Raw genomic sequence first — 20,357 nt, 5'->3', positions numbered from 1 at the left:
TTAATTGATACAACGTCAATGATATTGTGTCAGTTGACTTTATATATGAACTTCTTTTACAATACAGTTATATTTTCAGATATTTCAGTATAAAGAGGTGATTCTTTGAAAAACTCTACTCTTTCATCAAGAAAACACCGCTCCTTAGAAACGAAGAAGAAACTATTACACTCTGGTTACACTATTTTTATAAATAATGGATTTCAAAAAACGACAATTACACAAATTATTAAACATGCAGAAACTGGTTATGGAACAGCATATGTATACTTCAAAAACAAAGATGATCTCCTAATTAGTTTAATGGAAGATGTTATGAATCAATTTTATAATATTGCTGAGCGCTCTTTTTCTCCACAAACAAAAGAGGAAGCACGTATAATGATCCAAAATCAAGTTAGAGCATTCCTGCAATTAGCAGATGAAGAACGCGCTATTTTGCAAGTTGTAGAGGAAGCGATAGGATTATCAAGAGAAATACGGCAAAAATGGGATGAGATTCGGGAACGTTTTATAACAAGTATTAAACAAGATATTACTTACTCTCAAGAAAGTGGATTAGCACAACCTAATTTAAATAAAGAGATTGTAGCACGCGGTTGGTTCGCGATGAATGAATCGTTTCTTTGGACTATTACGCAAAATGATAAAAAGATTAACTTAGAGGAAATTGTGTATACGTTAACGGAGATGTATACGACCGGGTTATATAAATAGCACACCTTCAATAAGTAAGGTGTGTTATTTTACATCTATAAAAATATATTATCTGGGTATGGTAGCGCTAAAGTAGGCTTTTCAGAAAATGAGAAATATTGTAGTTTTAAAGATTCACCATCTATCGATTTCAGTTTTCCACTAGTAATTTCACATTCAAACACAACAACAATATATTCTACTTGATCGCCATTCGGATATATATGACGGAACCTTTCCCCTCCAAATACCCCTTTTTGTTTTTTTACTTGCACTTTCAAACCCGTTTCTTCCCACACTTCACGAACTACCGCTTCTTCTGGAGTTTCTCCAGGCTCAATTGCTCCAGCTGGCAAACTCCAGTATTCTCCACCAGGATATTGAAATAAGATTTTCCCTTGCTCATTTTTAATAACAGCAGCTACACTCGGTATTAGAATTAGTTCACGGCCTAATTGCTCACGGATTTTTTTATAATATAGCGACATCGACATATAATTCTCTCCCACTCCAATAATAAACAACTGTATTTTCTGACACCTATTGTATAATAATACCAATAGCAATTTCTATATAGAAAGGATAAGAAAATGACCCAAGTACAACTAGTAAATAGCTTTCTATCATTTTTAGGTACGACAAAACAGCCTACTAGCTTAAAGTTTTTAAATGAGCTTATTAAAGCTCATCAAGAAAAAATAAAATGGGAAACCCTTACTAAAATAATTGACTGGGAAAAGGGTAATGAAACAGGTAATTATTTTCCTTCCATTGAGACATACATAAACCGTATTACAACAAAAGGTCTCGGGGGTACTTGTTGGACGCACTCAATTGGATTCCATTGGTTATTATCAAATCTTGGTTTTAATGTTCATTATATGTATATGGATCCCGGACATTTATGCTTACGGGTTAACTTAGACCAACCTTATTATGTTGATGTTGGTTATTGTGCACCTTTATTCCAAGCTTACCCACTTTATGAATCATTTCAAGTAAGTAATGTAAGAGAAACTTTCACTTATGAAGTCTCAAATAATAGGATTAAAATTGCTAGAAATCCAGGTCCAGCAAAAATCTTACATACAGATCCAATACATTTATCAAGTATGAAAGAACTCATTAAAAAGTCTAACGATTGGCATACATCTCCTGTATTAAAGAAAATTCAGATTTTCGGTTATATCGATGGTATTCCAACTTCTATTAATGATAATGTTTTAAAACGATATTTCCAAGGTAAGAAAATAGAACAAAGCCTTACATCTTCTGAACTTAATTATTGGATAACAGAAAGATTTTGTATTAATCAAGAAATATGTGAAAGAGCTATTGAGATTTTCAATGAAAAATCTTCAAATAGAATGTGGCCATAAAGCATACTCCTTATGATCTACATAACTAACAACATCCCATTTTAACTTTTCATTAATTTCACTCATAAGTTCGGGTATTACTACTTCACCATATTTTTTAAAACATTCATGAGTTTCTTCGTAATTTTAAAATAAAGTTTGATTAAAAATATCGTGTTAACCCGTATTCTATGGTAAATAAAAAGAATCCATTTTGAAAAAGATTGATCAAAATGGATTCTTATTCAGCAGGTTTATGTTTTGATTTTATAAAAAAGTTTGATCATTTTCTATCAATGAAAACAATTAATTGACTATTTTTATTATGAAAAGGTCGGAGCAGGAAATTCATCAATTTTGATACGAAGTAAACTATAAGGTTTCTGTCGTAAGTCTTTTCCATAATGAAATCTAGGCTGTCGATGTAATTGGTTCACAATGACATACAAATATTGATCCGGACCAATTGAAAAAGTATCCGGCCACAAAATTCTCGGATCATGTGCAATAGTTTCCATTATGCCATTTGGAAATATCTTACGGATACTGTTATTTTCATAATCTCCAGCATAAACAGTTCCTTTTGCATCAGTGATCATTCCATCAGACGCACCTTTTTCTCCCCAATACTCCACATGATAAGGTAAATTCATGTCCGATATCGTTCTGTCTCTCAGGGCTTCTGTTGAGATCGAGAACAAATGCCGACTGGTTAGTGGAGCAAAAAATAATATCTTTCCATCAGGAGAAATCGCAAGACTATCAGACGCCAATCTAAATGGAGAAGTTGAACCGTCTTTGTTTCGATTCATTAAAATTTGACCTTCTACTTTCGGTAAAAAATAGGGATCGGGTGAAGTTGAATTTGCTCCATTTAACCGTCTAAACGCGTTTCCATTTGATAAATCTACGACGATAATAGCTCCTGGTCCTCTTGAAGAAGAATCCGTTATATAGGCATAACCTGCTTTTCCAACACGAAAATCAAAACGGACATCATTCAGATAAGTTGTAGGCAGGACAACATCTTCTGTAAAGGTATATACTTTTCTTATTGTATTGGTTTCTAAATCAACAGCGACTAATTTTGCCCCCCTTTAATAGGTTCAGAAAAATTTGGTGCCGCTGTATCTAATATCCAAAGCGTTCCCCTTCCATCAGCAACTACACTTTGGACACTGATGAAAGTCATTGGGATATTCTCGGGGTTAACCAAATTGGTTTGTAAATTAGGATAAGGCTGCAATTTATCCTCAAAAATTTCCGCCACAGTAAATTTAACATCGTCTCCCCATTTCGGAAAGCAAATGAAAATACGACCGGTTTCTGAAACAGTAACACCTGTAGGCATAGCCCCATAAAATGCATAAACTAGTTCTAAATTACCGAAATATTTTTCACTAGGTAACATGGGTTTCATAATATCCTCCTCAAGCATTCAAACGGGATATCTCCTATATATGATTTATATTTTTTCTAGTGCATGTTTCTTAATAAGTTTTTCTATACGAAAAGATGATTGAATTGATTGTTTTCGAAATTTAATAAGTCTGTCAGAAGAAAGGAAACATTTTAATTTAAAGGTCTCCAGATGAAGTAGAATTCAATTAGCAGGTAGCGAAGTTCAATATTCCCGAATCAACGTTAAGTTGGTATAAAAAATGGGGAAATTTCCCCCTTTAAATTTGTGAAAAAATGTACTTAAGCTAAACTGCCCGTTAGTTTAAGTGTAACACTTCACAAACAATCTTTTGAGTATTCTTATTATTCCTGTTTCCTCAACAATCTGGCCCTTTATTTTTTTAGGATTTTTAGCTTTTAGGTCTTGATAATAATTTTTAGTGGTTTTATTAACAATTTATATTTAGTAAATGTGCTTTTCATGAATTTGATATAAGTCAAAAGAATTTCCTGTCCAATATAACTACGTATGTTAGCCCACTTCTTCTTTATCCAGTCTACTGACAATTCCAACTATAAATTTATATTCAACCCTCCTCTTCTTATCTTTCTTAAACCCCTCTTTCGTATCAAAAATAAAACAAGTTTTCCGAAACCAAATACGTATGTATAAAGACTCAAAATAAATAGGTTTTATAATTCCTCGTTCTTCAAATTCAGTTCCATCTTTATTTTCAGTTTCCGTTCGAACGAACCACCTATTCCCGATTCCAATTTCAATGTACTTCACACACTAACCCCCATTAGGAAATTTCCCTTCTAACAATTCTATTATTTCCCCGGTAAGCGCACATTCCGACAGAACATGAGCCCGCAAAGAAAAAGTAGATTACAAAAATCTACTTTATAACTTATATTTTTGCATTCGTTTATAAAATGTACTACGGGGTACATCTAATAGTTTTGCAGCTAATGAAACATTTCCGTTTGTCTTTTGTAATGCTTCAATCATGCTATCACGCTGTATTTTTTCGCGAAAATTCAATGTATGTTCGGTTTTATTTTCAACTTGTAACTCAAGTTGTTGTTGATTTCCCATCATTGTTTGTATCAAAAGAGCGACTTGTTTTTCGCATATTTCCCGTCCTTGCGACAAAATGTAAATGCGTTCTAATGCATTTACTAGTTCTCGAATATTTCCGGGCCATGTATGTTGTAAAAATTGATTGCAAATACTCTTCGGAAATACAACATTCCAATTCTTCCGTTCGCAAAAGTGTTGTATAAAATATGGGATATCCTCTTTTCTTTCTATTAACGATGGAACATATAACGGATAAACGTGCAAACGATAATATAAATCTTGACGGAATTTCCCTTCTTCTACTAACCGTAGTAAATCTTTATGTGTGGCAGTAATAATACGAATATTTACTGGTACCTCTTTTGAACTTCCTATTGGAGTTATTGTACGTTCTTGTAAAACACGCAATAATGCTACTTGCATCTCTGGTGGTACTTCACCAATTTCATCTAAAAATAATGTTCCTCCATTCGCTTGTTCAAATTTCCCTTTATATCCTTGACGTCGCGCACCTGTAAATGCCCCTTCAGCATAACCGAACAATTCACTTTCCATTAATTCTTTAGGCAAAGAACCGCAGTTAACAGCTATAAAGGGCCCGTCTTTTCTTGGACTATTTTCATGAATCGCTCTCGCGACATATTCCTTTCCCACTCCTGTCTCACCACATACATACACACTAGCCTCAGTCGGTGAAACAAGCTTAATTTCTTCTAGTGTGTGTTGAAATGCTTTGCTTGTCCCAGTAACTCCTGGAAAAGTAATTCCTTTTATAAATGTGAGAGCAGAATATGTATTCATTTGTTCGTTTTCCTTTAAATACATACATTTCCCGATCATTCTTTCATTACTATATACTGGTATCTCTAATTTAGTTTCTAATCCATGGTGCATTAACTCTTCAAGTTTCATTCTTGACCAATTATTTATTCGTTCACGAACGCTCTTACTCGCAGAAACGATAACATCACGATGATTACAAATAACTACTTGTTCATCACTATCAATGACATCTAAAAAACGATGAATTAAGTGTAATTCATTTTGATGAACTCTTATGCTACATTCACGTTCTATCGCATGTGCAATTGAAGTTACCATACCGAGCATATATGGATGCGAAAATTCAATTGGACAGGAGAAATCTAGAACACCAATTAATTTCCCGTCATCATTATGAATGGGAGCAGCCGCACAACTCCAGCTATGAGATGCCACGGAGTAATGTTCAGTACCACTTATCATAATAGCTTCTTCAATTTCTAGCGCTGTTCCTATTGCGTTTGTCCCCACAGCTGCTTCCGTCCATTTTACACCTTCAATAAAATTAATATGTTTCGCTCGCTTTAACGTTTGTTTATTTCCACTTAACGATAGAACATAACCATCTGGATCGATTAATAATGCCATCATTTGTAGTTCATCAATGGTTTTTCTCATATTTTGTATTTGAGGGATTGCGATATCTAGGAAGATTTCACTCTTTTTCTTTTGATCTTGAAAAAAATTAGAAGACAAAATTTTCTGACCTTTATCCATGTGAGGATTCACATTTGCTTGTTTACATCGATGCCATGACTCTGAAATTCTTTCGTTTATACGGTTCGAATCAAGGACTCCTTCATTAATAAACTTTTTCCATGTATGTAAGTAAAACGGTGAAGCTAACATTGTATCATCTCCCTATTCATTGTTTTGGAGATCTGTAAAAACATACTTTTATTATAAAACTGAATAAAAGCGTTTTCAATAAAACTAGAAAGACGACACAAATATGTTAATAATTTGAATATCTTAATGCACTTCTTTATTCTTTTTTAGTAGCACTATATTTTGTATAATGGAAGCAAAGAAAATACATAACCAAAACCACTTTTGTGGATTACCGTTTATAAAGAAAACAATCACGGCTATTGCAAATAAAATAGTGGATGCTAAACTAAAATATAATTTTGTTTTCATTCCTATTATCCCTCACCCCTCTATTACTTTACAGTACATACTAACTCTTCATTTTTCATCTCTACTATGTACTCCTGTAAAACATATTCTTTCCCGCCATGGTTTTCATACCATTCATGTATTCTTCTAATATGCCTCTCGTCACTTCTAATTTTCGATTCTATTTCTTTATACTGTTCATAACTATCATATTCCCATATGGCAAATACTTCAGACGTACCATTCTTATTATCTTTCATCCAGCGTCCTATTAGCTTAGAACCATGCTTTAATTGATTAGGTAAGTTCGTGTTATTGAAATGATCATTAAATACTTCTATGAATTCATTTTTCACTACATAGTACTTCCTTCTGTAAAACATACTTCTTCACCTCTTTTATGAAAAGTATCAGTAAACCTTCCCATCACTACCGTATTATAATACTTTCCGTCCGATAGTCTTTTGTCATTTTTCAAAACGCCTTCTACTTCAAAACCTAATTTTTTATAAAGATGAATAGCTTTCTCGTTTGTCTCTAATACTTGTAAAGATATTTTATTTACTGCATTTTCGTCAGCCCATTTAATAGATTGTTGTAATAGGCTCTTACCCATTTTATATCCCCAAAACTCTTTTAAAATGCAAACGCCAAACTCCACTTTATGAGATAATCTCTTAAAATTTGATCCTTCACACCTTGAAAATCCAACGATTCGATTGTGCACTTCTGCAACTAAAAAGAGATTCTTCGTCTCTTCACTATCTGTTTTTATTATTTTTTGAAATCCTAGATTATCTATAAATCCCTCTCCAGCATCTCTATCCATATTTTCAGTTTCTCCATCAATCTGAACTCTAATTTTCGATAACTGGTCAGCATCTTTCTCAGCTGCCGAACGAATTGTATAAGTTAATCCATTTATATGAAACTCTTGCTCTTTTACAATCATGTCAAACTCCTTTCAAATGAATATAATGGCGCTATTACAACTTGTTTACCTTGTTTCTCAAAGTCCTGAACAGTTTCTTTACTAGCCTCTTCGTCAGTTATAATAATGTCAATTTTTTTTAGAGACTCTCCTCTTATAAAACAATCTATTCCAAGTTTATTATGCGGAACTAAACAAATATTTCTTCTAGCAATTTCACTTACTCTTTTACTAAAATAAGCAACTTCAGGTGTTGCGGTACTAATACCTTGTAATGAAATGCCTCCACCTGTAGAGAAATACAGATCAATAGAAAATCTACTTATCAATTCAGAGGCAAGTGTATCAGTAATATTCCCTGAAGGTTTTACTTTTCCGCCAATTAAATACGTATCAATATTCTTATATTCTCGTAGATAACCAGCTATTTCTATAGAATTCGTAATAACCGTAAATGATACTTCCGGTAAATATTTCAGCATCGCATTATGAACGGAAGCCCCACCAATAAAAATTGAATCACCTTCTTGTATATAAGATACCGCAACTCTTGCAATTGTGTCCTCATATATTGAGCTATCACTATAACGTTTAGTTGGTTCCGCAGCTAAGTTTCTCACTCGCGTAAGTTCAATTGCACCTCCGTGCGTTCTTTTTAATAAACCATCCTTTTCCATAATAGACAAATCTCTTCTTATAGAATCAATAGACATATCAAATCTTTCCGCAAGATCCTTTGCTATTACTCTTCCATCTGTATTAAGTAGTTCTAAAATTTTCTCTCGACGTTCTTCAGTAAACATGTTATCACCACCGTTATTGAAGGTTCAGAAACTTAAACTTTATTTTAATTATATGCATGCCTCTTCCGTTTTACAATATTTTCAATTCTTATTTATTCCGTTTTATACAGTCTTCTCCCTCTTTCTATCCTGTTAACTTGACAACCAAATAAATGTATATCTGTATATTACGCAAAAATACTTCCATTTACCTTCCTATTGATGTGAAATTATTCCTATGTTTTACTTTTTAATACAGAAAGGGATTACTATGAAATCATTAATCAAAACGACATGTACAGCATTATTATTTACTGGAATATTAACAGGATGTAATAGCAATACTACATCAAAACAAGAAAAGAGCGCTCTCGAAAAGAATGCAATGCACTATGGAGAAATAGTTAAAAATGAATACTATAGAGCGACAGTTGAGAATGCAAAGTTTGAAAAAATAGACAAAGAGCGGCGCCTTACTACTCGTGTTATGATTAATAATGTTCGAGACGGTCGACAAACTATTGATCTTTCGGAAATAAAATATTTCATACAAGATGAAAAAACTGGTGAGAAATATGAAGGTGAAGCTCATCCGATAGATGACGAGCACTATAAAAATGTTCCACACGAATTCTCTTTAACTACTGACGTTGTATTTGAACTGAAAACTTCACCAAAAGATTTAAATAATATGTATTTATACATAGATAGCAAAGCTGCGCCGTTAACAAATACATATTGGAAGCTTGATAATTTAGTATCTAAATAGAAAGACCAGTCTTATACGACTGGTCTTTTTACATTTATACATTTAACACTTTCATTAACACTTATATTAATTTTCTAATAACAACTTGAATAACATCAGCTAAACCAGTGTGCCCTTTCCCTTCAACTCGCTCTTGTTCTCCATTAAAGAAATGAATTATCTTATGTTCTTCACACCAAGTAAGGATATCAATTGGATCATACAGCATATCAACATCTTTTGGTCCACCAGTACCATAGTTTATTTGTTTTTTTGAGTAAACTTCAAACATAATTAATCCACCAGGCTTTATCGTTTGTATCATTTTACCTAATATCATTTTTTTATAATCATCATGAAAATGTCCAAATACCATAATTGCTGCATCATATTCATTTTCTGGCAAACTATCAGCTAATAAATCTACTTTTTTTGTATGCACGTTTACGTTATGCTTCTCTGCCAATTTTTTTGTCTTTTCTAATCCATCTTCCGAATAATCAATAGCTGTTACTTCGTTCCCTTGTCTTGCTAGAAATACAGCATTTCTACCTTCTCCCTCCGCAAATGCTATTACTTTATTGTGATTTGCTAAACGAAATGCTTGTTCTTTAATAAATGTATTAGGTTCTTCCCCGTAAAAATATTCATCTGATTTATATCGATCATTCCAAAAATTATTCATCATCTTCTCTCCTTCTACATATCATTTTCTAACTACAATTAAAGATATTAAAGAGCCTTTTTATCCTTAATTAATTTAAAAATAAAAGCAGATTAAAAATCCACTTTTATTTTTTTCGCAAGATCTACGATTTTTTGATTTCTTAACTCTTCTTCCATTTTCTCTTCTGCTGCGAGCATTGCCTCATTAATTAAACATCCAGGTTTGTCATGTAAACAACAGTCAAACAATGATGTTTTCCCTTCAATTGCATGTATAATATCTAAAAATGAAATATCTTCCCAATTCTTACTAAGCGAGTAACCGCCCTTTGGACCAGATGATGAATGTATCATCCCTTCCTTTGTCAACTTAGTTAGTATTTTAGACAAGTACGTTGGTGAAACATTTTGCATTTCTGCTAATTGGTGAACACTAACTAACTTATTTGGTGTGGCCTTTGCCAGAAAAAGCATTGTATGAAGAGCATAATTTGTAGCTTTAGAATATTTCATAGTACAGCTCCTATTGTAGACTTCATGTATCTACAATAACTTTGTTTTTTTATTATGTCAAACGTTTGTAATACTCCATACAACATTATTTCTTCACAAGTAATACATCTGCTGCGCAAATCGTCACTTCTCTAAATGGAGAGTCAAATAAAACACCTAGTTCAAAACCATCTTCAGTAAGAGCTATTTCATGATATAGCCACCAAGCACTTTCAAAGTTTTCCGGCATAGAACACTTTGTTACTCCTATAAAGATTACTTCAAGTTTATCAAATTCACTAAAAGTACCACTGCAATCTAATACGATAGACAAAGTATCTTCTGATTCTCTCTTTATTACTTTCATTACACTATCGTGTAGTGATGTCTTGTGTAACTGAGCGACATTTGACGGAAGTTTTTTCTCAATGGAATTAAAATATTCTACGTATGATTGATCTAATTGTGCCACTCTTTTCTCATAATCTGTTGTCCACTCTTGCATACGTTTTTTCAGTTCACCTGATGGGTATTCTGAATTAATTGTTATGTTTTGTATAATTGAGTATATCGATTCAGGAAGGAATTTTAATAAATCTATTTTCCTTTCCTCTATTTCTTCCTTTAAACTTTGTATATCCATTTCCGACCATTCTTTTATAGACTCTATAAAACTTACAAATTCTAAAACTTGCATTTTTTTATACCATTCTCTTGTAAAATATTTCAATGACACCTCTCCTAAAATATCTTTACATCCAGTAAAAGCAATACATTCACTTATTATATCATTCCAATAACCATTTTTTCTAAAGAAATAATGTAAAAATGTAAATATTCCGCCTATTATTTCTAAAACTTCAGAATATTTACAAAAGTATAAAATTAGAATACATTTTAGCTGTACAAGATTCACCTGTACAAAAATTTAAACAAAAAGGGATGGTTATATGTTGAAGAAATTAGTAGCAGGGACATTAGTAGCGGGTTTTGCATTAACTGGAGGACTAGGTGCAGTAAGTGCTGAGGAAAAAAGTAACACAATTAAGTCATTTGATTATTTAAAAGTGGATGAACAAAATGTTAATTCATTTGCAAAATTAAGTGATCAGGATAAGAAAGATATCCAAATTACTATGGTATTACCTAAGCAAAATGAAAATGGAGATTGGCTAGCTTATGGTTTTACTAGCCGCGAAACATTGGATGCGTATATTGCAAAGGATAAAAAAGCAATTAAAAATAATATTAATCCTTTAGGTAGCGGTGCTGGTAGTACTGATTTTTACGAACATAAAGATAAAGGTGGTCAATATATTTACTGGAGCAGCGGCTTTAAAAACTTACCATCTAGCTGGAATGACAGAATTTCTTCTGTAAGTACAGCCTCACCTTCTGCAAGTTATTCAACGACACTTTGGGAGCACACTTCAACACAAGGATATGGAAAAGGTGTTATATTTAAACACGCTGATTGGTATGGTAAAACTGCTAATTTAGCTCCTGATTGGAACGATATTACTTCAGCGATTGAAATTAAATAGTAATAAGATATTTAATTTCTTCTATAAAAATTCAAACCACTATTCTCTCTTTCATTTAGAGAATAGTGGTTTATCATATTTCCATTTAAGCATGTACAGCATGTCCTACCGCTTGCATTAACGCTTCATGAATTGCTTCTGATAAAGTAGGGTGTGCTGCAATATAATCTCTCATTATATCAGCGGTAACTTCTGTATGAATCATTACGGTTCCTTGACCAATAAGTTCAGTTGCATGAGGACCGATAATAGAAATCCCTACAATTTCTTGGTATTTAGGTTCTACAATGACTTTTACTTTACCTACTTGTTCTCCTAAAATAAGAGCTTTTCCGTTCGCTGTAAAAGGAAATTCTCCGATGAGAATATCATCATATTGTTCTCTTGCACCTTTTTCACTTAACCCGACACTAGCTATTTCTGGAGTTGTGTATATACAACGGGGTACAGCGCGATAATTTACTTTCACGTCTTCTCCGCTTGCGTGTAATGCTGCTGTCGTTCCTTCATGGAAGGCAACGTGAGCAAGCTGAATTCCACCGATCACATCACCAGCTGCGTAAATATGCGATATGTTCGTTTGCATATGTTCATTCACAGCAATCCCTTTATTTGAAAACTGAACTCCTGCCTTTTCTAATCCTAATTGTTGCACTCGTGGTTTTCTTCCTACAGAAACAAGAACAAATTCTGGAGTTACTTCGTGAGTAATTCCCTCGTATTCAAATGAAGCTTGCTTCTTATAGTTATTTAAACCTTTTAAAACTGCTCCCGTAAAAATTTTCACCCCATCTTTTTCTAATTTCTCTCTTAAAGTATTCGCGATATCTTCATCTTCACCAGGTATTAATTGCGGTGCCATCTCAACTATCGATACTTTTGTGCCAAGTCTACTATAAATACTTGCAAACTCGCATCCTATTACACCACCGCCAACGATTAACAATGAAGATGGTACACTCTCAAGAGACATTGCATGGCTACTATTTAAAATCCATTTTCCATCGAACGGAGCGAATGGTAATTCTGTAGGCTTGGAACCAGCTGCGATAATAAAGCTCTCTCCATCGATTAATTCTTCTTTATTTTCTTGTACAACTCGCACACGATGATCCGTTTCGAATTTCGCTTTTCCTTTTATAACTTTAATTTTATTTTTCTTCATTAAATATTGTATTCCTTGGACAAGTTGCATTACGATTTGTGATTTCCTCGCCTGTATTTGATCCCAATCAATTGAGATATTTTCTGTATTAATCGTAACTCCATAAGCATTCGCTTTTCTCACAATGTCATGTACTTCAGCACTTTCTAACAGTGATTTCGTCGGCATACACCCAACATTTAAACATGTTCCACCAAGGTCAGCTTCATCAATAAGAGTGACATCTTTGCCATTTTGAGCCGCGGTAATCGCTGCTACATAGCCAGCAGGTCCGCCCCCAATAACAACTAATTTACCCATTCTCTCACCTTCTCTTTATAAAAGAATTGTTATAGGTTCTTCTAAATAATGTTTAATTGTGCGTAAAAATGCAGCTGCTGGTGCACCGTCTAGTACACGATGATCGAATGTTAAACTTAAAGGTAACATACTACCTTTTTTCAATTTTTCCCCTTTATATACAGGAACATGTTCAATTGCACCTACACCTAAAATACCAGTTTCAGGTGTATTTAATACCGGCGTAAAATATTCAATACCAAAGCTACCTAAATTACTAATTGTAAATGTCGTTCCGTGCATATCATCACTACTTAAGCTACCTGCTCGTGCCTGTTGTGCCACATTCTTAATCTCTTTAGACAACTCTACTAAAGATAAATTATTTGCAAAGCGAATAGCTGGAACGACTAACCCTTTTTCTAATGCGACTGCCATGCCTAAATGCACATGTTCAAATTGATGAATTGCATCATCTATATAAGCGCTGTTCATTTCTTTATGCTCTCCAAGTGCTAATACAACAGCACGCGAGACGAAATCCGTAATGGTTAATTTATTATCATATCTTTTTTGTACAACTTCCGTTATTTCTTTATGTAAAGCAACTAAATCTGTTACATCTACTTTCATCGTTAACGTTAATTGTGCACTATTTTGTAAGCTTGCGTGCATACGATTTGCGATTGCTTTACGCATACCAGTAACAGGAATCACTTTACTTTCTTCTTGTTCAGATATTTCCGGAACGTTTACTCTTACCTCAAGTGCTTTTAATACATCTACCTTTGTAATCCTTCTGCCAGGACCTGTACCAACTAATGCCTTGATATCCAGATTTTCAGACTTTGCAATTTTCTTCGCTACAGGTGAAATTTTAATTCTTTGCTTCGATACTTCTTTCCCATTTGCTTCTTGATTTTGTACATTTTGTACTTCTATATTAGATGTTTTTTCTTCTACAACATGTGTGCTTTCCTGCATTTCTACTTTTTCATTCGGTTTACCGATGTAGCAAATTACAGTACCAGGCGGTACTCCTTCATCTTCACTTACAGCTATATCAAGTACCGTACCATCAGCTGGCGCTTCAATTTCTGTTTCAATTTTTTCTGAGTTAATACTAGCGATCAGTTCTCCTTTTGCTACATTATCGCCTGCTTTAATATTCCAGCTCGTAATAATACCTTCTTTCATCGCCATACCTAACTTCGGCATTACAACTTCTACAGCCATGTGTCTCTCTCCCTTCTCATCATTTTATTACACATGTAATAAAGATTGGTCTCCGATCATTTCTGATACAGTTTCAATTACTTTTTCTGGCGTTGGCAAATACAACTTTTCAAGTGGTGGTGAGAACGGAACAGGTGTATGTGGTGCTGTAATTCGTTTAATAGGTGCATCTAACAAATCAAAACCTTTATCCGCTACAATTGCCGCAATATCTGTTGCGATACTACATCTAGGATTCGCTTCGTCAATGACGATAAGACGATTTGTTTTTTCAACAGATGATAAAATAGTATCTTCATCAAGCGGTGATAAAGATCGTGGATCAATTACTTCTACTTCAATCCCCTTTTTCGATAATTGCTTTGCAGCTGCAAGCGCTGTATGAACTTGCTTTCCGATTGCGACAATTGTTACATCAGAACCTTCCCGTTTAATATCTGCTTTTCCTAATGGAATTGTATAGTATCCTTCTGGCACTTCACCTTTCATATTGTAAAGTGTTTTATCCTCAAAGAAGATTACTGGATCATCATCTTCAATTGCCGCTAATAATAAGCCTTTTGCATCATACGGTGTGGAAGGAACAACAACTTTAATACCTGGTATGCTCGTAAATAATGCGTACAAACTTTGTGAATGTTGAGCTGCTGCACTAAAACCAGCGCCATGCATCGTACGTACTGTAACGGGTACTTTTGCTTTACCTCCAAACATATAACGGAATTTCGCACCTTGGTTTAATACTTGATCAAGACAACTACCGATAAAATCATTAAACATTAATTCAGCTATCGGACGTAACCCAGTTGCTGCAGCTGCCATCGCAGCTCCCATATAACCCGCTTCAGAAATTGGTGTATCCAATATACGATTTCGGCCAAACTCTTGTACAAGTCCTTTCGTAACACCAAGAACACCACCCCAAGCTTCATCATCTTGCAGATGATCAACTTGTGCACCGCCTGCAACATCTTCACCTATTAAAATTACATTTTCATCACGACGCATTGAGATTTTCATCGCTTCATTAATTGCAGTTGACATACTTACTGTTCTAGTCATAATTTTTCACCCTCCTCTTATTTGTAAGAAACGTATACATCTTTTAATAATTCTTCATCGTCTGGGTATGGACTATTTTCACTAAATTCAATGGATCTTTGTACTGCATCATCTACTGCTTTTTCCATATCAATAAGTTCAGATTCCGTTAATAAACCTTCATGAATTAAATGCTTACGGAAATTCACAATTGCATCTTTTTCATTTAAATGTTCTTCTTTTTCTTCTGATGTTTTATATGTTTGCGCTTCACCTTCGAAATGACCATAATTACGATATGTCATACATTCAATAATTGTTGGACCATCACCATTACGCGCACGTTCCACTGCTTCTGCAGCAGCTTTATATACAGCTAAAAGATCTTTTCCATCTACTTGAACACCTGGAATATTATAAGCTTTTGCGCGATCAGCAATAGAATCACAACTTGAAGCATATTCAAATGTAGTTGCTTCACCGTAACCATTATTTTCTGCGATAAAAATAACCGGTAACTTCCAAATCGCTGCTAAATTAACCCCTTCATGAAATGTCCCTTCATTATTTGCTCCGTCACCGAAGAAGCAAACACTTACATCTTTTGTTCCTTTATATTTAGCTGTTAATGCTGAACCGCAAGCAAGTGGAAAACCCCCGCCTACAATGCCATTCGCACCAAGCATTCCTTTATCTAAATCGGCAATATGCATGGAACCGCCTTTACCTTTACATAATCCTGTCGCTTTCCCGAAAAGCTCAGCCATCATACCGTTTAAATCACAACCTTTTGCGATACAATGTCCATGACCTCTATGTGTACTTGTAATACTGTCACTATCCGTTAAGTGGGCACATACACCAACTGCTACCGCTTCTTCACCTGCGTATAAATGAACGAAACCTGGCAAAACGCCTTGCGCGAACAATTCATGCACCTTATCTTCAAACTTACGAATTTCTAACATTTTTTCGTACATCCAACGAGCTTGTTCTTTCGTAATTTCATTCCCTTTACTTTCAGTTGTTTTTAACATGTCCAGCCCTCCTATGTTTTTGTTCGTCTTTTATATTGCAAGTATTGTGCCAATTTTGAATCCTTGATTTAATAGGTTTTCTCTATCTTTTAACAATAAAAAAGTGGACAAAATGAGACGTTTGTCTCGTTTTGTCCACTTTTGTTCCCTTAATAAGAGAATTGTTACTTTATTCATTATCAAAGCTCTTCTGTAGTTTTCGGATGTAAATAATTTGACCAATATGATATGCATTATGAGTTGTTACATTCGCTAGCACTTCCCACCACTTTGCAGAAACAGGAAATCCCACTACATCACTTTCAACCTTTTCTTCATTTATGAGATTTTGCCATTGTAACAGTTTTTCTAGTAGTTTTTCCCGTAATTCATCGAAAGTTTGATTATCTGAGAGCATAAAACTTTTGTTATTATCTCCTATAGCGGGTACTGCATTCACATTTGATTCTTTATACCTAGTTTGCCACGTAGAGTTCCAATACAGTAAATGTTGTACGATTTCAGCTATACTATTACTCTCTTCATTCGGTTTCCAGAAAGCTTCCCTCTCAGATAAATCCTTAACTGCATCTGAAAATGGCATATACCAACTAGGATCATTTGCATTCGCTAATAGCTGATCTGCTAATACATCTTTCACATGGACCATTTTTCTCCCTCCTGTTAAAAAGATTCATTTCATGACAAGACTCACTTCTCTAAATACGCTGAGTTTGTAAGATTTCCTCTTTTTAAACGCAATCCCATACATATGCACATAAAGAAACTGAAAGCACCTAATCCATAAGCTGCTGTATAACCACTTTCCCCAATAATCCAGCCCGCAAGTCCTGGTCCAATCATTTGACCAACTGCATAGAAAACAGAAATAAAACTAATTGCCATTGATACATATTTCCGAGATACTTGCTTTGAAGCTGCAACTTGAATTAATAAAAGTATACCTCCGAGGCTAGAACCCCAAATAATTGCCGACACGATAAAACCAACTATATTTCCAAATATAATTGGAACCATATCACCTATAACAGCTAATAAAAGTGCAATACATAAACTCTTCTTTATACCTATCCAATCCGAAATAAATCCCCAGCCAGGTGCTCCTGCTATTGAACAAATACCAGCAATCGCATAAACAGTTCCCGAAATTGATGCTGAAATACCACTATCAATCATAAAACTAGTTTGATATAAATTTGGAATTAAATATACAACACCAACAATAAAATACATCCATGCTATGATATAGAGCTCTTTCGTTTTCCATAAAAACGATTTATTACCCTTTTTTTTCTCATCTTCAGTAACTTCTGGATTTTTCAAAACAACTGAAGCGGCGAATACAACGATACATGTAATAACTCCAAACAAAAACCATGCACCACGCCAACTATACTCAGGAAATGTGTGCACTACATAAGGAACAATTATTCCACTAAATAGCATACCTATACCTGCACCGCTTAATAACAGCCCCATTACAGTTCCTCTTTTGTCTGGAAACCACCCTACCGTTATTGACATGAGTGGTGTATATACAAGAGCACTACCAACTCCAGCACATAGCATACAAAAAGCAACTATCCAAAATGAAGAAACAAACGCTAATCCCATTAAGCTTATAACGACGAACCAACAGCCTATTAATAAAACTGATTTTGCGCCAAAACGGATAGTAAATATTCCAGATGTTCCTACAGTTAATAAATAACCTAAAAAAAGTATGGTTCCTAGCATACCTGATTGAGCCGTAGACAAGTAAAGTCCTTCCTGCATAAATGGCAGTATTATTCCATATGCCATACGGGCGAAACCAGTTGTTGTTATAATAAGAAAGATTCCTATTAATACAAATATCCAAAAATGACTTTCATTCCGCTCTTTCATTTAAATTCCTCCATAAAAAATTATTTCCAATTGGATGTTGATTGTAATTATAATGATTATGACAAAATACAACTACCAAATGGCGGAGGAGTTTACGGTATAACGGATTTTTAATACATACGCAAAATTTCAGAAGGTTTCATTCCATATTTCTTTTTAAATGACTCTGAAAAATGACTAATATTATTGTATCCAACAGCAACTGCCGTTTCGGTCACATTACTAGTTCCCGAACGTAATAAAAGCATTGCTCTTTCCATTCGCTGTTCTCTTAAATATGCAAATGTGGACGTACCAAATAATTCTTTAAAACCAATTTTTAATTTATAATCATTTAATCCTACTATTTTAGCCAATTCTAATAATGATGGGGGTGACTCTATTCTTTGAAGTAAAATTTCTTCAGCTTGTTTTATTTTATTCAAATCCTTTTTGGATAATTGACTCCTTTTATTTGCGTCACGATCATTAAGTAATACTTTCCCAAAGTATATAGAAAGCAATTCGAGCGCTTTGCTTTCTATTTCGATTTGATTAATACGATCCTTTTGGGGATTCTCTAACATTCTCTTAATAATATTAGATGTTAGGGAATCAATGGGGGTTTGAAACTTTTTAAAACATTGATTTCCTATTATAGTATGAAAATCATGACTTTTTTCAATAGCGTAATTTAGCATGAAATGATTAAACAACTGTACAGGAATTCCAATTGCTAATGAATATAGTGGAGTTTCTTTTTCATATTCAAATAGAACTTCAAAGTCATTCATAAAATATAAATAGCTATTCCCAGCCATTAATTTATTTGTGGAGTGACCAACTTGTACTTCCCCGGATCCTTGTAAACAAAAATTAAGTTCCACCATTGCTGCATCCGATGCAAATTGAATGCGATGGTTTTTATGAAACTGATAATTTGATAGTACTATTTCCATCCCAGAAAACGAGCTCCACCTTCGCACTTCACCCTTACCTATTGTTTTTGGCACATACATATATCTTTCTTCTACAACTTGTAACCCATGAAAATATTTATTAAAAATGTCATGAAAACTGTTAGTCTTCATGAAATCCACACTCCTTTTATATACAAATTACAATCAATTGATAATCATTTTCAATTATAACAAATATTTTTATACAATAAATAGCTTTTACCTTTATATCTCGTTATGATAAAAGAAAAAGAAAGCGAGCCGACAATGAATAAAAAAATTGCAATTATTACTGGGGCTTCAAGTGGATTCGGCCTATTAACAACGCTTGAACTTGCAAAAAAAGACTATTTAGTCATTGCTACAATGCGAAACCTAGAAAAACAAGGAACCTTACTATCTCAAGTTACTAAGCTCAACTTACAGCACAATATAAAAGTTCAACAATTAGATGTAACAGATCAAAATTCTATACATAATTTCCAATTGTTTTTAAAAGAAATTAATAGAATAGATCTCCTAATAAATAATGCAGGATATGCAAATGGGGGCTTTGTAGAAGAAATCCCAGTAGACGAATATCGAAAGCAATTTGAAACGAACCTTTTTGGAGCTATATCAATCACTCAGCTTGTTTTACTATATATGAGAAAACAAAGAAGCGGAAAAATCATTAATATAAGCAGCATTAGCGGCCAAGTTGGATTCCCTGGCTTATCTCCTTATGTATCTTCAAAATATGCATTAGAAGGCTGGAGTGAATCGCTTCGCTTAGAAGTAAAAACTTTCGGGATAGACGTCGCTTTAATTGAACCTGGTTCTTACAACACAAATATATGGGAGGTTGGTAAACAACTAGCTGAAAACCAATCTGATACAACATCTCCTTACAAAGAATATATGGATAAAATACAAAAACATATTAATAGCGGTAGTGATACATTTGGTAATCCGATAGATGTTGCTAATAAAATTGTAGAAATTGCTGAATCTAAGCGTACAAATTTACGATATCCAATCGGTAAAGGTGTGAAATTTATGATCTTTGCAAAAAAAATTCTTCCTTGGAGATTGTGGGAACACCTTGTTTTGAGAAGCTTTAAGAAAATGTAATAAACTTTTTGAAAACTA

Annotated in this window: 22 protein-coding genes and 1 pseudogene; 5 read left to right on the top strand and 18 right to left on the bottom strand. The window is 33.9% G+C overall.

Translation table 11 applies throughout. The features are described from left to right. Positions 1–105: 105 nt before the first annotated feature. Positions 106–717, top strand: a complete 612-nt coding sequence (locus tag ACODS7_RS03520) for a TetR/AcrR family transcriptional regulator (protein WP_000798537.1) — start codon at positions 106–108, stop codon at positions 715–717. A 35-nt stretch (positions 718–752) separates the two neighbouring features. Here ACODS7_RS03520 and ACODS7_RS03515 read toward each other — a convergent pair whose 3' ends face one another. Further along, complete coding sequence (locus ACODS7_RS03515; protein WP_075718747.1) at positions 753–1,190, bottom strand: NUDIX hydrolase; 438 nt, start codon at positions 1,188–1,190, stop codon at positions 753–755. 96 nt (positions 1,191–1,286) lie between these two features. Between ACODS7_RS03515 and ACODS7_RS03510 the strand changes: the two genes are divergently transcribed. After that, entirely contained in the window at positions 1,287–2,075 is a 789-nt protein-coding gene (locus ACODS7_RS03510; protein WP_095690746.1) for an arylamine N-acetyltransferase, read from the top strand. A gap of 302 nt (positions 2,076–2,377) precedes the next feature. Here ACODS7_RS03510 and ACODS7_RS03505 read toward each other — a convergent pair. The 6 genes and pseudogenes from ACODS7_RS03505 to ACODS7_RS03480 form a co-directional block, all read right to left on the bottom strand. Continuing rightward, positions 2,378–3,474, bottom strand: a pseudogene (locus ACODS7_RS03505) (L-dopachrome tautomerase-related protein). A 513-nt stretch (positions 3,475–3,987) separates the two neighbouring features. Further along, positions 3,988–4,245, bottom strand: coding sequence for a DUF3977 family protein (locus ACODS7_RS03500; RefSeq protein WP_000873841.1), 258 nt, complete (start codon positions 4,243–4,245; stop codon positions 3,988–3,990). A gap of 114 nt (positions 4,246–4,359) precedes the next feature. Continuing rightward, the gene (locus tag ACODS7_RS03495; protein WP_224980285.1) at positions 4,360–6,210 is read right to left on the bottom strand and encodes a sigma-54-dependent Fis family transcriptional regulator; all 1,851 of its coding nucleotides are present in this window, start codon (positions 6,208–6,210) and stop codon (positions 4,360–4,362) included. Between the two features lie 314 nt (positions 6,211–6,524). Then, positions 6,525–6,863 carry an NIPSNAP family protein gene (locus ACODS7_RS03490; protein WP_000499988.1) on the bottom strand — a complete coding sequence of 113 codons (339 nt, stop codon included), beginning with the start codon at positions 6,861–6,863 and terminating at the stop codon, positions 6,525–6,527. Further along, positions 6,836–7,432 (bottom strand): GNAT family N-acetyltransferase, encoded by a 597-nt coding sequence (locus tag ACODS7_RS03485; RefSeq protein ID WP_000635672.1) that lies wholly within the window; start codon positions 7,430–7,432, stop codon positions 6,836–6,838. Before ACODS7_RS03485 ends, ACODS7_RS03490 begins: the two co-directional genes overlap by 28 nt. Further along, positions 7,429–8,214 (bottom strand): DeoR/GlpR family DNA-binding transcription regulator, encoded by a 786-nt coding sequence (locus ACODS7_RS03480; RefSeq protein WP_000493642.1) that lies wholly within the window; start codon positions 8,212–8,214, stop codon positions 7,429–7,431. The genes ACODS7_RS03485 and ACODS7_RS03480 overlap by 4 nt, the downstream gene beginning before the upstream one ends. A 250-nt stretch (positions 8,215–8,464) precedes the next feature. Between ACODS7_RS03480 and ACODS7_RS03475 the strand changes: the two genes are divergently transcribed. Continuing rightward, positions 8,465–8,962 carry a hypothetical protein gene (locus ACODS7_RS03475; RefSeq protein WP_224980276.1) on the top strand — a complete coding sequence of 166 codons (498 nt, stop codon included), beginning with the start codon at positions 8,465–8,467 and terminating at the stop codon, positions 8,960–8,962. Between the two features lie 61 nt (positions 8,963–9,023). On the opposite strand, the gene ACODS7_RS03470 is transcribed toward ACODS7_RS03475, so the two are convergent. The 3 genes from ACODS7_RS03470 to ACODS7_RS03460 form a co-directional block, all read right to left on the bottom strand. After that, on the bottom strand, positions 9,024–9,629 hold the full coding sequence (locus ACODS7_RS03470) for a class I SAM-dependent methyltransferase (protein ID WP_243168209.1): 606 nt from the start codon (positions 9,627–9,629) through the stop codon (positions 9,024–9,026). An 89-nt stretch (positions 9,630–9,718) separates the two neighbouring features. Further along, positions 9,719–10,120 (bottom strand): Rrf2 family transcriptional regulator, encoded by a 402-nt coding sequence (locus tag ACODS7_RS03465; RefSeq protein ID WP_000877649.1) that lies wholly within the window; start codon positions 10,118–10,120, stop codon positions 9,719–9,721. An 85-nt stretch (positions 10,121–10,205) separates the two neighbouring features. Then, positions 10,206–10,829 carry a DUF4085 domain-containing protein gene (locus tag ACODS7_RS03460; RefSeq protein ID WP_224980272.1) on the bottom strand — a complete coding sequence of 208 codons (624 nt, stop codon included), beginning with the start codon at positions 10,827–10,829 and terminating at the stop codon, positions 10,206–10,208. 220 nt (positions 10,830–11,049) lie between these two features. On the opposite strand from ACODS7_RS03460, the gene ACODS7_RS03455 reads away from it, so the two are divergent. Further along, entirely contained in the window at positions 11,050–11,643 is a 594-nt protein-coding gene (locus ACODS7_RS03455) for a hypothetical protein (RefSeq protein ID WP_016081317.1), read from the top strand. 85 nt (positions 11,644–11,728) lie between these two features. Here ACODS7_RS03455 and lpdA read toward each other — a convergent pair whose 3' ends face one another. From lpdA to ACODS7_RS03415, 8 genes are all read right to left on the bottom strand, one after another. After that, positions 11,729–13,108, bottom strand: a complete 1,380-nt coding sequence (gene lpdA, locus ACODS7_RS03450; RefSeq protein ID WP_243168210.1) for a dihydrolipoyl dehydrogenase — start codon at positions 13,106–13,108, stop codon at positions 11,729–11,731. A gap of 15 nt (positions 13,109–13,123) precedes the next feature. Further along, entirely contained in the window at positions 13,124–14,323 is a 1,200-nt protein-coding gene (locus ACODS7_RS03445) for a dihydrolipoamide acetyltransferase family protein (RefSeq protein WP_224980268.1), read from the bottom strand. A 27-nt stretch (positions 14,324–14,350) separates the two neighbouring features. Beyond that, entirely contained in the window at positions 14,351–15,385 is a 1,035-nt protein-coding gene (gene acoB, locus ACODS7_RS03440) for an acetoin:2,6-dichlorophenolindophenol oxidoreductase subunit beta (RefSeq protein ID WP_043935606.1), read from the bottom strand. A gap of 17 nt (positions 15,386–15,402) precedes the next feature. Further along, a complete protein-coding gene (acoA, locus tag ACODS7_RS03435) occupies positions 15,403–16,401 on the bottom strand; it encodes an acetoin:2,6-dichlorophenolindophenol oxidoreductase subunit alpha (protein WP_243168211.1) in 999 nt (332 codons plus the stop codon). Between the two features lie 30 nt (positions 16,402–16,431). Next, positions 16,432–16,578, bottom strand: a complete 147-nt coding sequence (locus tag ACODS7_RS03430) for a hypothetical protein (RefSeq protein WP_016081313.1) — start codon at positions 16,576–16,578, stop codon at positions 16,432–16,434. Next, complete coding sequence (locus ACODS7_RS03425; RefSeq protein WP_000233794.1) at positions 16,571–17,050, bottom strand: DinB family protein; 480 nt, start codon at positions 17,048–17,050, stop codon at positions 16,571–16,573. Before ACODS7_RS03425 ends, ACODS7_RS03430 begins: the two co-directional genes overlap by 8 nt. 41 nt (positions 17,051–17,091) lie before the next feature. Beyond that, complete coding sequence (locus ACODS7_RS03420; protein WP_224413913.1) at positions 17,092–18,288, bottom strand: MFS transporter; 1,197 nt, start codon at positions 18,286–18,288, stop codon at positions 17,092–17,094. Between the two features lie 110 nt (positions 18,289–18,398). Beyond that, positions 18,399–19,358: a helix-turn-helix domain-containing protein gene (locus ACODS7_RS03415; RefSeq protein ID WP_243168213.1), complete on the bottom strand. Its 960-nt coding sequence runs from the start codon at positions 19,356–19,358 to the stop codon at positions 18,399–18,401. Between the two features lie 135 nt (positions 19,359–19,493). Between ACODS7_RS03415 and ACODS7_RS03410 the strand changes: the two genes are divergently transcribed. Next, positions 19,494–20,339 (top strand): oxidoreductase, encoded by an 846-nt coding sequence (locus ACODS7_RS03410; RefSeq protein WP_206781376.1) that lies wholly within the window; start codon positions 19,494–19,496, stop codon positions 20,337–20,339. Positions 20,340–20,357: the final 18 nt, after the last annotated feature.

The organism is Bacillus sp. FG16 (genome assembly GCF_057809515.1).
This window is presented reverse-complemented; position numbering and strand designations above follow the sequence as displayed.